This window comes from Pinisolibacter sp. DMC100 (genome assembly GCF_056313705.1).
In genome coordinates, this window is record NZ_JBQUZT010000005.1 from 132971 (window position 1) to 146265 (window position 13295).

The following is a 13295-nucleotide window of genomic DNA, read 5'->3' on the forward strand; positions in this document are numbered from 1 at the left end:
CCGGTATCGGCTCCGTTCAACATTGTGTATAACAGAACTCTGCGTTATACGTTTCGTTGAACGGATCGCGAGGACGCCGCCATGAAGCTCGAAGTGAAGAAGATCGGCAATTCGACCGGGCTCATCCTGCCGAAGGAGCTCGTGGCGAAGCTCGGCCTCGCGCCCGGTGCCACGCTGCACGTCGTGCCGGACGGGGCGGGCGGGCTGCGGCTGACGCCCTACGATCCCGACTTCGAGCGCTCGATGGCGATGGTCGACGAGATCATGGACGAGTACCGCGACACGCTCCGGGAACTGGCGAAATGACCGGGGTGCTCGGATTTTCCGACGTCGGGCAGGCGGGGTACGGCCCCGTCTGGCTGACGGTCGAGGAGGTGATCGCGCTGCACGAGCGGCAGATCGCGCGCTTCGGCGGACCGGCGGGCATCCGCGATCGCGGCGTGCTCGAGTCGGCGCTCGGCCGTGCGCGCAACAAATGGGAGTACGAGGGCGTCGATCTGGCGATGCTCGCCGCTGCCCATGCCTTCGGTATCGCGCGCAACCCCCCCTTCGTCGACTGCAACAAGCGCGCCGCCTTCGTCGCCATGATGCTCTTCCTGCGCAAGAACGGCGTCCGCTTCGCCCCGCCGCCGGCGGAGGCGACGCGGATCGTGCTCGATCTCGCCGCCGGGCTCGTCTCGGAGGAGAGTTTCGCCCGCTGGATCCGCGACCGCTGGCCCACGGACGGCTGACCCGCTCGCGCGGTCGTGACGGCTCCCCCTCTTCGCCTGTGCCGCCGCCCACCCCATATTGTCGGGCGAGAGCCGCCGCATGCGAGGACCCCATGGCCGACGACGAGAGAAATTCGCTTGCCGGGCGCGTGCTGCGTCATGCCCGCATCGGGGTCGACGTCGGTACGGCGGCCGCCAGAATCGCCGGCGGGCGGCTGATCGGCGGCGGTGATCCGGCGCGCGAGGGGCGACTCATCGCCGAGGCGCTCGGCGGCCTCAAGGGGCCGCTGATGAAGGTGGCGCAGTTCCTCTCCACCATTCCGGACGCCATTCCGGCCGAATGGGCGGCCGAACTCGCCCGTCTCCAGGCGCATGCGCCGCCGATGGGGCGGGTCTTCGTCAAGCGGCGGATGCAGGCGGAACTCGGTCCCGACTGGGCGAGCCGCTTCGCCGAGTTCGAGCACGAACCGGCGCATGCCGCCTCGCTCGGGCAGGTGCACCGGGCGGTGGCGCACGACGGGCGTAGGCTCGCGGTCAAGCTGCAGTATCCCGACATGGCCTCGGCGGTGGAGGCGGATCTCTCGCAGCTCTCCGGCGTCTTCGCGCTGATGCGGCGGCTGCGGCCGCAGATCGACACGACCGAGATCGCCGCCGAGATCGGCGAACGCATTCGCGAGGAACTCGACTACGAGCGCGAGCGCCGCCACATGCGGCTCTACGGGCTGATTCATGGCGACGATCCCACCGTGCGCATCCCCGAGCCGGTCGACGAACTCTCGACCGGTCGTCTGCTGACGATGACATGGCTCGAGGGCCGCGGGCTCCTCGCTCACAAGGAGGCGTCGCAGGCGGTGCGGAACCGCATCTCCGAGGCGATGTTCCGCGCCTGGTGGCATCCCTTCTGCCGCTTCGGCGTCATCCACGGCGATCCGCATCTCGGCAACTACGCCGCCTTCGAGGAGGGCGGTGAGGTCGGCGGCGTCAACCTGCTCGACTTCGGCTGTGTGCGGATCTTCCCCGTCCACTTCGTCGAGGCGGTGATCGAGCACTACCGCGGTCTCCTCCACGACGACCGCGATCGGGTGGCGGCGGCCTACGAGGCCTGGGGCTTCCGCAACCTGACGCGTGAGCTGATGGAGACGCTCGACATCTGGGCGCGCTTCCTCTACGGGCCGCTCCTCACCGACCGCACCCGCAAGATCGCCGAGGGCGTCTCGCCGATCGAGTTCGGCCGGGCGCAGGCGATGGCGGTGGCCGAGGCGCTGAAGACGCACGGGCCGGTCACGCCGCCGCGCGAGTTCCTCTTCATGGACCGCGCCGCGCTCGGGCTCGGCGGCGTCTTCATCCATCTCGACGCGGAACTGAACTTCCATCGCCTGTTCGAGACGGCGATCGAAGAATTCCAGGCGGCTCGTCTCCACGAGCGTCAATCTGCCGCGCTTCGCACCTGCGAATTGCTCTCCGCGGGGCAGTGACAGCTTTTTGCGCTGCGGCGAAAATGCCAGTCGGAGCATGGCGAAGAGCGAATTCCGCCTTTCGCAGGACGCTGCGACTTCGTCGTTGCGTTCGGCCGTGACTGCTGCTTCGATGATTTCATCATGGCCCCGCGACGAGGGCCTCGAAAGACTCGGGGGAGAGGACACCATGGCCGGACACGACACGAGCCGTTTCGCCGAACACGAGCAGACCTATGCCGGTTTCCTGACGCTGTTGCGTTGGGCGACGGGATCGATCGTGGTCGTTCTCGCCCTGATGGCGATCTTCCTGCTGAGGCATTGAGCTCTTCGGGCGCGCCGCCGGCTATCCGGACGGCGGCGGCGCCGTCCGCGACGACCAGAGGGGGCGCGATCGACGACGACACTTCGGGGGCGAAGACGCAACGCGAGCGCCAGGAGCGTCGTGCCACCGGGAAGACCGGGGCGCGGCGCCGATAGGCGCCATGCACGCCTGCCGACATCGGAACGGCGCGGCACGACATTCGACGACATGACGAGAACGGATGAGACCATCATGAGCTCGAACATCGGAATACCCAAGGAGACCTTTGCGGGTGAGCGTCGCGTCGCGACGGTGCCCGAGGTGGTCGAGAAGCTGATCAAGCTCGGCTTCACCGTCAGCGTCGAGCGTGGCGCGGGCGCCGCGGCCGACGTCCCCGACGAGCTCTACGAGGCGGCCGGCGCGACGCTGGTCGATGGTGCCGCGGCGCTTCTCGCCGGTGCCGACGTCGTCTTCAAGGTGCGTGCCCCCACGCCCGACGAAGTGGCGATGCTGAAGGACGGCGCGACACTGATCTCCTTCGTCTGGCCGGCGCAGAACCCGGAGCTGATGGAGATCCTCAAGGCGCGCGGCGTCACCGTGCTCGCCATGGACTGCCTGCCGCGTCAGCTGTCGCGCGCCCAGAAGATGGACGCGCTCACCTCGATGGCCGGCATCACCGGCTATCGCGCGGTGATCGAGGCGGCCAACGCCTTCGGCCGCTACTTCGCCGGCCAGATCACCGCCGCCGGCAAGATCCCGCCGGCCAAGGTGTTCATCGCCGGTGCCGGCGTCGCCGGTCTGGCGGCGATCGGCACGGCGGCCAACCTCGGCGCCGTGGTGCGCGCCAACGACACCCGCGCCGAGGTCGCCGATCAGGTGAAGTCGCTCGGCGGCGAGTTCGTCAAGGTCGACTACGAGGAAGAGGGCTCGGGCGGCGGCGGCTACGCCAAGGTCATGTCCGAGGGCTTCCTCGCCGCGCAGCGTCAGATGTACGCCACGGAAGTGAAGAACGCCGACATCGTGATCACGACGGCGCTCATTCCGGGCAAGCCGGCGCCGAAGCTGATCTCTGCCGAGATGGTCGCCTCGATGAAGCCGGGTTCGGTCATCGTCGACCTCGCCGGCGAGCAGGGCGGCAACTGCGAGCTGACGGTTCCGGGCGAGGCGGTGGTGCGCCACGGCGTCACCATCGTCGGCTACACCGACATGGCGAGCCGGCTCGCCAAGCAGTCCTCGACGCTCTACGCGACGAACCTCCTGCGCCTCACCGAGGAGCTGTGCAAGGCCAAGGACGGCAACGTCGTCGTCGACATGGACGACGACGCGATCCGCGGTCTGACCGTCGTCAAGGCGGGCGAGATCACCTGGCCGGCGCCGCCGCTCAAGCTGCCCGTCCCGCCGCCGCCGAAGCCGGCCGCGGCCGTCGTCGAGAAGAAGGCGTCGGGCCACGGTCACGGCTCGGGCGAGCCGATGGACATGAAGTCGCTCGCCATCACCTTCGGTGTCGGCGCGGTCCTCTTCGCGCTGGTCGGCGCCTATGCGCCGGTGGTGTTCCTCGGCCACTTCACGGTCTTCGTGCTGGCCTGCTTCGTCGGCTACATGGTGGTGTGGAACGTGACGCCGTCGCTGCACACGCCGCTGATGAGCGTCACCAACGCGATTTCCTCGATCATCTGCATCGGCGCGCTCGTACAGATCGCCCCGCCCGGACGTCCGAGCATCCTCATCGGACTGATCGCCTTCGTCGGCATCGCGCTGACGGCGGTCAACATGTTCGGCGGCTTCGCCGTGACCCGGCGCATGCTGGCGATGTTCCGAAAGTAAGGAGAACGAGCGATGTCTCTCGGACTTGTGACCGTCTCCTACATCGGAGCGACCATTCTCTTCATCCTGTCGCTCGGCGGCCTGTCGCACCCGGAATCGGCGCGACGCGGCAACTGGTTCGGCATCATCGGCATGGCGCTCGCCGTGCTCGCCACGGTCTTCGGACCGGGCGTCACCGGCGTCGGCGTGGTCTTCATCGTGATCGCGCTGGCGATCGGCGGCGCGGTCGGCCTCTATGCCGCGAAGACCGTGCAGATGACGCAGATGCCCGAACTCGTGGCGCTGATGCACTCCCTCGTCGGTCTCGCCGCCTGCACCATCGGCTTCGCCAGCTGGATCGATCCCTCGGCCCATTTCGCCACCCCGGCGGAAAAGACCATCCACGAGATCGAGATCTACGTCGGCATCCTGATCGGCGCGGTGACCTTCTCCGGCTCGATCGTCGCCTTCGGCAAGCTCTCGGGCAAGATCGGCGGCAAGCCGCTGCTCCTGCCGGCGCGCCACTGGATCAACCTCGCCGGTCTGATCGCGGTGATCGTCTTCGGTTGGGTCTTCGTCGGCTCGCAGTCGGGCCTCGTCGCCTTCTTCGCGCTCTTCGTCATGACCGCCGTGTCGCTCGCCTTCGGCGTCCACATGGTGATGGCGATCGGCGGCGCCGACATGCCCGTCGTCGTCTCGATGCTGAACAGCTACTCGGGCTGGGCGGCGGCGGCGACCGGCTTCATGCTGTCGAACGACCTCCTGATCGTCACCGGCGCGCTGGTCGGCTCGTCGGGCGCGATCCTCTCCTACATCATGTGCCGGGCGATGAACCGCAACTTCATCTCGGTCATCGCCGGCGGCTTCGGCTCGGGCGGCGGCACGGTCGCGGCCTCCGACGGGGCGCAGCCGCAGGGCGAGGTCACGGCGATCTCGGCGGAAGAAACAGCCGAGCTCCTCAACGACTCCAAGAGCGTCATCATCGTTCCGGGCTACGGCATGGCGGTGGCGCAGGCCCAGCACACGGTCAACGAGATCACCCGCAAGCTGCGCGACAAGGGCGTCGACGTGCGCTTCGCCATCCATCCGGTGGCGGGCCGCATGCCGGGCCACATGAACGTGCTGCTGGCCGAGGCCAAGGTCCCCTACGACATCGTCATGGAAATGGACGAGATCAACGAGGACTTCCCCGCGGCCGACGTCGCGATCGTCATCGGCGCCAACGACATCGTCAATCCGGCGGCGCAGGAGGATCCGACATCGCCGATCGCCGGCATGCCGGTGCTCGAGGTGTGGAAGGCGAAGACCTCGATCGTCATGAAGCGCTCGATGGCCTCGGGCTACGCCGGCATCGACAATCCGCTGTTCTACAAGGAGAACAACCGGATGCTGTTCGGCGACGCCAAGAAGATGCTGGAAGAGGTCGCCAAGAACGTCTGAGCGTGACCGGGCGTGGGTCGTTTCGATCCGCGCCCGGCCGTCCTTCCTGCCGACGACAACGAAAGAGCCCCGCATCGGTCGATGCGGGGCTCTTCGTCTTCATGGGATGCCTCACGCCGGTTGCCCGGCGCGGGCGGTCACGTCGTGCTCAGGGGCAGGCGACGCGGTAGCGGTGGCCGTAGTCGTCACGGGCCCAGCAACGCTTCGGCGTGGTGGCCGCGCCGACGATGGCGCCGCCGGCGCCGCCGATGGCCGCACCGGTGAGCACCGCGCCGGTGCCACCGCCGGTCGCCGCGCCGATCAGGGCGCCGGCACCGGCACCGATGGCGGCGCCACCGAGCGTGCGGTCGGTCTGGGACGTGGTCGAGCAGCCGGCCAGGGCGAGCGCGACGGCGAGGGGGGCGACGAATTTGATCATGGGCGTACTCCTCCCGACGGAAATGACGAACATAGGTGTCGCCGCATTTCGCGGTCGAATTGTGACACCGCGTCGGCCGGCGACGGCCTACGTTGCCCGACTGTTTCATCGAACACACGCCGCCGCAACGCCCGATGGTGGACCGGGTGTGCAAATTCTCGAGAAAAAAGCGAAAAATCAGACCCGGCCGGCGAGCCGCTTCATGCAGTCCTGGCCGATCTGCGACTGCGGCACCAGCGCGACGCCGCGGCTGCAGGAGGCCTGGGCATCCTGACGGTCGCCGAGCTGCTCTTCGACGACGCCGCGATTGATCCAGGCTTCGCCGTAGTTCAGGTCGTTGTTGAGGGCGCCGTTGAAGTCGTTGAGCGCGCCGCGCAGGTCGCCGTCGGCGGCCTTGAGCAGGCCACGGGCGTTGAAGGGCTCGGGCGCCGAGGCGTCGCGTTCGATCGCCGCGGAATAGTCGGCCATGGCGCCGGAGCGGTCGCCCATCGCCTGCTTGATCAGGGCGCGGTCGTGATAGGCGCCGGCATTGCGCGGGTCGACGCGGATCGCCTGGTTGAAGTCGGCGATGGCACGTTCGTTCTGGCCCATCAGGCGGAAGACGTTGCCGCGGCCGAGCAGGGCGGTCGCATAGTCCGGCTTGATGACGAGGGCCTGGTCATAGGCCTGGATCGCCAGATCGTTGCGGTTGATCTGGCGGAAGACGAGGCCCTTGTTGGCCCAGGCGCGGTACATGCCGGGGTCGATCTTGAGGGCGGTGTCGAAATCCGCCAGCGCCGCCTTGGCGTCGCCGGAGCGCGCATAGGCCGTGCCGCGCAGATTGTAGGCGTCGGCGTTGCGCGGGTTGGTGCGGATCACCTCGGAGAGCGAGGAGATGTTGGCGGCCGAACCGGCGCCGAGATCCTGGGTCGCCGAGCCACCGGCCGAGGACCAGCCGCTGTCGGAGCCACCGCAACCCGAGAGCGCCAGGGCGCCGAGCAGGGCTGCTGCGAGGGACGAACGGCGGAGCAACGACGACGTCATGGGAGCCTCGTGGGGAACGGCGACCGGGAGCGGGGTGGATCGCCGGAGACCGCCGGCACGGGCCAGGGCCGAAACGACGATCCCGACGCAGCGCGATCCTAGATCAAACGCGAAGAACCGTCACGCGGGTTGCCCACGTCACGGTTCCATGGGTCGAGATCGACCGGCCGCGGACGGCGGGATCAGCGCTTGGCGGCGGGCTTGCCGGGCAGCAGGCCTTCGCGCTGGGCGCGCTTGCGGGCGAGCTTGCGGGCGCGGCGGACGGCTTCGGCCTTTTCGCGAGCCTTCTTCTCGGAGGGCTTCTCGTAGTGGCCGCGGAGCTTCATCTCGCGGAAGATACCCTCGCGCTGCATCTTCTTCTTGAGCGCCTTGAGAGCCTGGTCGACGTTGTTGTCGCGGACGAGAACCTGCACGCGTTCGATCCCATCTGGTCAGTCGTTGAGCCGTCCCGCGCCGATTTCGAATGACCGACGCCGTTCGGTAAACCGAGCGAAGGCGTCGACGTCTTCGGAATGGGCACGGCCGAGCCTCGCCGGAGGCGCTGCTCGCGAAGTGGCGGACGAGTAGCAGAATCGATCGGAGATGTCCACACGGCGAACCGACAAACGGGAGGAAAAACGCCGAAAGCAGCGCTCTCCCGGTCGTCGGGTCGGTCGTGGAGGGGTCAGTTTCGGTCGCTGCGCGGTCGGATCCGATTAACGTGGCCCATCTTGCGGCCGGGACGGATTTCCGCCTTGCCGTAGAGATGGAGGCTCGCGCCCGGCTCGGCGAGGAAACGTTCCGGGTCGGCGGCGTCGTCGCCGATCAGGTTCTCCATCACCACATCGGAGTGCCGCTCGGCCGAGCCCAGCGGCAGGCCGGCGATCGCCCGCATGTGCGCCTCGAACTGCGACAGGAGGCAGGCGCTCTCGGTCCAGTGGCCGGAGTTGTGGACGCGCGGCGCGATCTCGTTGGCGACCAGCCGTTCGCCCGCGGGCGTGTCGAGCAGGAAGAGCTCCACCGCCACCACGCCGACGTGGTCGAGGGCGGTCGCCACCGCCGCGCCGATCGCCCGGGCGCGGGCCTCGGTGTCGGGCTTCAGCTCCGCCGGCACGCGGGAGTACTTCAGGATGTGCTTGGAATGCTCGTTCTCCGGCACGTCCCAGACGACGGTGGCGCCGTCGAGGCCGCGGGCGGTGAGCACCGAGATCTCGCGGCGGAAGGGGATCCAGCCCTCGAGGATCGCCGGCTGGCCCTTCATCGCCTCGAAGGCGTGATCGAGGTCGTCGGGATCGGCGATCTTGACCTGACCCTTGCCGTCGTAGCCGAAGCGGCGGGTCTTGAGCACGGCGGGGAAGCCGATCTCGGCGATCGCCGTCTCGAGGTCGGCGCGGGTGTCGACGGCGCGGAAGGGCGCGGTCTCGATGCCGAGTTCGGAGAGGAAGGTCTTCTCCGCCAGCCGGTCCTGCGACACCGCGAGCGAGCGGGTGCCGGGGCGGACGGGGACGCGGGCGTCGAGGAAGGCGGCGGTGGCCGCCGGCACGTTCTCGAACTCGTAGGTGACGACGTCGACCGAGGCCGCGAAGGCGGCGAGCGCCGTCTCGTCCTCGTAAGGAGCGACGACATGGGCGGCCGCGACGTCGAAGGCGGGGCTCTCCGGATCGGGGCAGTAGACGAACGACTTCAGGCCGAGGCGGGCGCCGGCCAGCGCCATCATGCGGCCGAGCTGGCCGCCGCCGAGGATGCCGATCGTGCGGACGGGGCCGCGACTGGACGAGGCCTCAGACATGATCGACCGGCCGCTCGGCGACCGCCTCCGTCTGGCGCTTGCGCCAGGCGTCGAGCCGCTCGGCGAGCGCCTCGTCGGTGAGGGCCAGCACGGCGGCGGCGAGGAGGGCTGCGTTGACCGCGCCGGCCTTGCCGATCGCCAGCGTGCCGACGGGCACGCCGGCCGGCATCTGCACGATCGACAGGAGACTGTCCTTGCCCTTCAGCGCCTTGCTCTCGACCGGCACGCCGAAGACCGGCAGCGGCGTCATCGAGGCGCACATGCCGGGCAGGTGGGCGGCGCCGCCGGCGCCGGCAATCACCACCTTGAAGCCCGTGGCCTTGGCCGAGCGGGCGAAGTCGAAGAGGCGCTCGGGGGTGCGGTGGGCGGAGACGATGCGCGCGTCGTGGGCGACGCCGAGCGCGTCGAGCGTCTCGGCGGCGTGGCGCATGGTCTCCCAATCGGACTGGCTGCCCATGATGATGGCGACCGGCGGAGTAGAGGAGGCCATCGAGCCCTCGCGTCGTGGATAGGTCGGGAAAGCGCGCCGTATAGGCGAAGGCGGCGGACGGCGCAAGCCGCCCGCCGACGCATCGTCAGGCGATGATGTCGGGGACGAGGCGGTCCTCGAGCCGATTGATCTGGTCCTTGATGGCCAGCTTCTTCTTCTTCAGGCGCTGGATCGTCAGATGATCGCCCCGCCCGCTGTCGACCAGCGCGGCGATGGCGCTGTCGAGATCGCGGTGCTCCTGGCGCAGATGGACGAGCTCGGCGCGGATGTCGTCTTCTTCGTCTTCCGTCATGGGCGAGCAATTTCCCGACCGAGCGGCGCAGCGGGCGCCGCGGGCTGTGACCGATACGAAGCGGCTGGGAGCCGCCGTTCGCCGCAGCATAGAGCATCGCGCGGCAAAAGGGGATATGCCGCACGCGGCCATGCCGTCGCGTCGACGCGAACCGATTGGAATCAACTTTCGTTGAGTGTGCGTCGCACCATCAAAAAAGCGTCGAGCAATCCGGCATTTGCCGGATCTGCGAATCGACGCGTCGACGTTGCGCGCCGGAGGATTTGTGACATGCTGACGACGTGAGGTTCCAACGACGGAGGCATCGCCAATGTCCATCCAATCGCATCTCGCGGAACTCGAACGCCGTCATGCCGCTCTGGAGACCAAGATCAAGGACGCCATCGCCCATCCCAGCAGCGACTCTCTCGCGATCGCCGAGATGAAACGCCGCAAGCTGCAGCTGAAGGACGAGATCAACAAGCTCCGCGGCGAAGGTACGCTGCACTGAGGGGAGCTTCCTCCATCGAGGCATGTCGACGCCGCGGACAGGGTCCGCGGCGTTTTCGTTTTCGCCCTCAGACCTGCATCAGGCCGCGCGCGCCGTCGACGACGAGTTTCAGCGAGACGACGGCCAGCGCGATGACGATCAGGCGGAAGAACAATTTGTCCGGTACGATCTTCGTCAGCCGCACGCCGGCGAAGGTCGCGGCGACGGCGGCGGGGATCAGGATCAGGACGGCCTTCAGATTGTCGAGCGAGAGCTGGCCGAGCGCCCAGTAGGGGATCAGCTTCACCGCGTTGACGACGGCGAAGAAGACGGTCGTCGTGCTGGCGAAGGCGACCTTGGAGAGGTGCTGCGGCAGGACGTAGACCTGATAGGGCGGGGCACCCGAATGCGACACGAAGCTGGTGAAGCCGGTGACCGCGCCCCAGAACAGGCCACGCGGCACGTCGGCGGGGCGCACGGGGCGTTCGCGGCCCATGGTCAGCAGGCGGTCGAGCGAGAAGGCGAGGCCGATCAGACCGACGGCGAGCGTCACGGCGTCTTCCGGCACGATCGTCGCGGTCAGCCAGCCGAGGCCGACGCCGACGACGGCGCCGGGGATGAGGATCTCGAGATTGCGGCGCGAGACCTCGCGTCGCCAGGCCCACAGGCCGAACATGTCGGAGACGACGAAGATCGGCAGCAGGAGGCCCGCGGCCTGGACCGGCGGGACGACCAGCGCCAGGATCGGCACCGCCAGCATGCCGACCATCGGCAGCCCGCCCTTCGACAGGCCGACCAGCATGGCGGCCGGCACGGCGGCGAGGAGGAAGGCGGCGTCCTGGGTGATCATGACGGGGCTCTCGGGGCTCGGGCGCGGGGAGGGGCCTGCGCCGAAGGTCGTAGTCTCTAGCGGTTTTCCCTGATCGACGAAAGTCGTTCCCGAGACACCGCTTCGCGACGTCGATCCGGCACAAGGCGAATTGCCGCGGGAAGCGTAGTCGAACGTAGAATTGCGGGGCAGGCGCGCCGGGTGACAAAGCACTCGCGGAGCCGATCGGGATGCAGCGCGCCACGATCGGAAGCGGAGGAGAGCCCATGACGAGCCGTTACGCCGAAGTCTACCAGAGCTGGAAGGCCGATCCGGAAGCCTTCTGGGCGGAAGCCGCGAAGAGCATCGACTGGGTGAAGCCCTGGGACAAGGTGTTCGATCCCTCCTCCGGTCCCTACGGCCGCTGGTTCGTCGGCGCCGAGATGAACACCTGCTGGAACGCCGTCGACCGCCACGTCAAGAACGGCCGCGCGCAGCAGGACGCGATCATCTACGACAGCCCGGTCACGGGCGTGAAGGCGAAGATCTCCTACGCCGAACTGCTGGAGCGCGTGCAGGCGACCGCCGCGGCGCTCGCCGACGTCGGCGTGGTCAAGGGCGACCGCGTCATCGTCTACATGCCGATGATCCCGGAAGCGCTGGTCGCCATGCTCGCCGTGGCGCGTCTCGGCGCGATCCACTCGGTGGTGTTCGGCGGCTTCGCTCCGCGCGAGCTCTCCACCCGCATCGACGACGCCAAGCCGAAGGCGATCATCACCGCCTCCTGCGGCATCGAGGGCAAGAAGGTCCTGCCCTACAAGCCGCTGCTCGACGAGGCGATCGAGCTCTCGGTCCACAAGCCCGACGCGGTCTTCGTCACCCAGCGTCCGCAGGTGGCCGCCGAGCTCAAGGCGCCGCGCGATCACGACCTCGGCGCGCTGGTCGAGACCAACAAGGGCCGTGACGTGCCCTGCGTCCCGGTCGCCGCCACCGATCCGCTCTACATCCTCTACACCTCGGGCACGACGGGCAGCCCGAAGGGCGTGGTGCGCGACAACGGCGGCCATGCCGTGGCGCTCTACTGGACGATGAAGAACCACTACGGCATCGAGCCGGGCGAGGTGTTCTGGGCGGCGTCCGACGTGGGTTGGGTCGTCGGCCATTCCTACATCTGCTACGCGACGCTGCTCTACGGCGCGACCACCATCGTGTTCGAGGGCAAGCCGGTCGGCACGCCCGATCCGGGCACGTTCTGGCGCGTCATCTCCGAGTACAAGGTCTCGGGCTTCTTCACCGCGCCGACCGCCTTCCGCGCGATCAAGAAGGAAGACCCGAACGGCGAGTACCTGAAGAAGTACGACATCTCGTCGCTGCGTACCCTGTTCCTCGCCGGCGAGCGCGCCGATCCGGACACGGTGAAGTGGGCGGAAGACCAGACCAAGGTGCCGGTGATCGATCACTGGTGGCAGACCGAGACGGGTTGGGCGATCGCCGGCAACCCGGTCGGCCTCGGCCTCCTGCCGGTCAAGTACGGTTCACCAACGGTGCCGATGCCGGGTTACGACGTGCAGATCGTCGACGACGGCATGCATCAGGTGAAGCCGGGCGAGATGGGCTCGATCGTCATCAAGCTGCCGCTGCCGCCCTCGTGCCTGCCCACCCTGTGGAACGCCGACCAGCGCTTCAAGGACAGCTACCTGATCGACTTCCCGGGCTACTACAAGACCGGCGACGCGGGCTTCATGGACGAGGACGGCTACCTCTTCATCATGGCCCGCACCGACGACATCATCAACGTCGCCGGCCATCGCCTGTCGACCGGCGGCATGGAAGAGGTGCTCGCCTCGCATCCGGACGTCGCCGAATGCGCCGTCATCGGCGTCCACGACGAGATGAAGGGCCAGATGCCCTGCGGCTTCGTCGTGCTCAAGGCCGGCGTCACCAAGGACGCCGAGACGCTCGAGAAGGAGCTGGTGGCGCTGGTGCGCGCCAAGATCGGCGCGGTCGCGGCCTTCAAGGTGGCGATCACCGTCGATCGTCTGCCCAAGACCCGCTCCGGCAAGATCCTGCGCGGCACGATGCAGAAGATCGCCGATCACCAGGAATGGAACATGCCGGCGACGATCGACGACGCCTCGGTGCTCGAAGAGATCGAGGCGGCGATCCGCGAGCGTGGCATCGGCGTCTGACGGGTATCGTTCAGGCGGTACGACACGAAGTTGCGAAAGGGGTTGCGGTTCGCCGCGGCCCCTTTCGTCGTTTCGGGATCGATGCCGTTTTTGTTTTCTCCAATGTAAAACTGTCTCTTTTCAAGCA

Annotated in this window: 15 protein-coding genes; 8 read left to right on the forward strand and 7 right to left on the reverse strand. The window is 68.1% G+C overall.

Going from position 1 to position 13295, the window contains the following annotated elements; translation table 11 throughout:
* Positions 1-81: 81 nt before the first annotated feature.
* The 6 genes from ACT541_RS17130 to pntB all read left to right on the forward strand — a co-directional run bounded on the left by ACT541_RS17130 (position 82) and on the right by pntB (position 5711).
* Complete coding sequence (locus tag ACT541_RS17130) at positions 82-306, forward strand: AbrB/MazE/SpoVT family DNA-binding domain-containing protein (RefSeq protein ID WP_476138315.1); 225 nt, start codon at positions 82-84, stop codon at positions 304-306.
* Entirely contained in the window at positions 303-731 is a 429-nt protein-coding gene (locus ACT541_RS17135; RefSeq protein WP_476138316.1) for a type II toxin-antitoxin system death-on-curing family toxin, read from the forward strand. Before ACT541_RS17130 ends, ACT541_RS17135 begins: the two co-directional genes overlap by 4 nt.
* A gap of 92 nt (positions 732-823) precedes the next feature.
* On the forward strand, positions 824-2185 hold the full coding sequence (locus ACT541_RS17140) for an ABC1 kinase family protein (protein WP_476138317.1): 1362 nt from the start codon (positions 824-826) through the stop codon (positions 2183-2185).
* Between the two features lie 169 nt (positions 2186-2354).
* Positions 2355-2489, forward strand: a complete 135-nt coding sequence (locus ACT541_RS17145; protein ID WP_476138318.1) for an aa3-type cytochrome c oxidase subunit IV — start codon at positions 2355-2357, stop codon at positions 2487-2489.
* 231 nt (positions 2490-2720) lie between these two features.
* Positions 2721-4292: a Re/Si-specific NAD(P)(+) transhydrogenase subunit alpha gene (locus ACT541_RS17150; RefSeq protein ID WP_476138319.1), complete on the forward strand. Its 1572-nt coding sequence runs from the start codon at positions 2721-2723 to the stop codon at positions 4290-4292.
* Between the two features lie 12 nt (positions 4293-4304).
* Positions 4305-5711 carry a Re/Si-specific NAD(P)(+) transhydrogenase subunit beta gene (pntB, locus tag ACT541_RS17155; RefSeq protein WP_476138320.1) on the forward strand — a complete coding sequence of 469 codons (1407 nt, stop codon included), beginning with the start codon at positions 4305-4307 and terminating at the stop codon, positions 5709-5711.
* A gap of 148 nt (positions 5712-5859) precedes the next feature.
* On the opposite strand, the gene ACT541_RS17160 is transcribed toward pntB, so the two are convergent.
* The 6 genes from ACT541_RS17160 to ACT541_RS17185 all read right to left on the reverse strand — a co-directional run bounded on the left by ACT541_RS17160 (position 5860) and on the right by ACT541_RS17185 (position 9702).
* Positions 5860-6129 (reverse strand): bacteriocin, encoded by a 270-nt coding sequence (locus ACT541_RS17160; protein ID WP_476138321.1) that lies wholly within the window; start codon positions 6127-6129, stop codon positions 5860-5862.
* Between the two features lie 177 nt (positions 6130-6306).
* Positions 6307-7152, reverse strand: a complete 846-nt coding sequence (locus ACT541_RS17165; protein WP_476138322.1) for a tetratricopeptide repeat protein — start codon at positions 7150-7152, stop codon at positions 6307-6309.
* Positions 7153-7334: 182 nt separating this feature from the next.
* Positions 7335-7565: a 30S ribosomal protein S21 gene (rpsU, locus tag ACT541_RS17170; protein ID WP_333825715.1), complete on the reverse strand. Its 231-nt coding sequence runs from the start codon at positions 7563-7565 to the stop codon at positions 7335-7337.
* Positions 7566-7816: 251 nt separating this feature from the next.
* Complete coding sequence (locus ACT541_RS17175; RefSeq protein ID WP_476138323.1) at positions 7817-8920, reverse strand: 5-(carboxyamino)imidazole ribonucleotide synthase; 1104 nt, start codon at positions 8918-8920, stop codon at positions 7817-7819.
* Positions 8913-9410: a 5-(carboxyamino)imidazole ribonucleotide mutase gene (gene purE, locus ACT541_RS17180; protein ID WP_476138324.1), complete on the reverse strand. Its 498-nt coding sequence runs from the start codon at positions 9408-9410 to the stop codon at positions 8913-8915. The genes ACT541_RS17175 and purE overlap by 8 nt, the downstream gene beginning before the upstream one ends.
* An 85-nt stretch (positions 9411-9495) precedes the next feature.
* Positions 9496-9702 (reverse strand): YdcH family protein, encoded by a 207-nt coding sequence (locus ACT541_RS17185; RefSeq protein ID WP_476138325.1) that lies wholly within the window; start codon positions 9700-9702, stop codon positions 9496-9498.
* A 310-nt stretch (positions 9703-10012) separates the two neighbouring features.
* On the opposite strand from ACT541_RS17185, the gene ACT541_RS17190 reads away from it, so the two are divergent.
* Positions 10013-10192: a YdcH family protein gene (locus tag ACT541_RS17190; RefSeq protein WP_476138326.1), complete on the forward strand. Its 180-nt coding sequence runs from the start codon at positions 10013-10015 to the stop codon at positions 10190-10192.
* A gap of 67 nt (positions 10193-10259) precedes the next feature.
* Here ACT541_RS17190 and ACT541_RS17195 read toward each other — a convergent pair whose 3' ends face one another.
* On the reverse strand, positions 10260-11021 hold the full coding sequence (locus tag ACT541_RS17195; protein WP_476138327.1) for a sulfite exporter TauE/SafE family protein: 762 nt from the start codon (positions 11019-11021) through the stop codon (positions 10260-10262).
* Between the two features lie 245 nt (positions 11022-11266).
* Here ACT541_RS17195 and ACT541_RS17200 point away from each other — a divergent pair, with 245 nt between their 5' ends.
* On the forward strand, positions 11267-13168 hold the full coding sequence (locus ACT541_RS17200) for a propionyl-CoA synthetase (RefSeq protein ID WP_476138328.1): 1902 nt from the start codon (positions 11267-11269) through the stop codon (positions 13166-13168).
* Positions 13169-13295 lie beyond the last annotated feature (127 nt).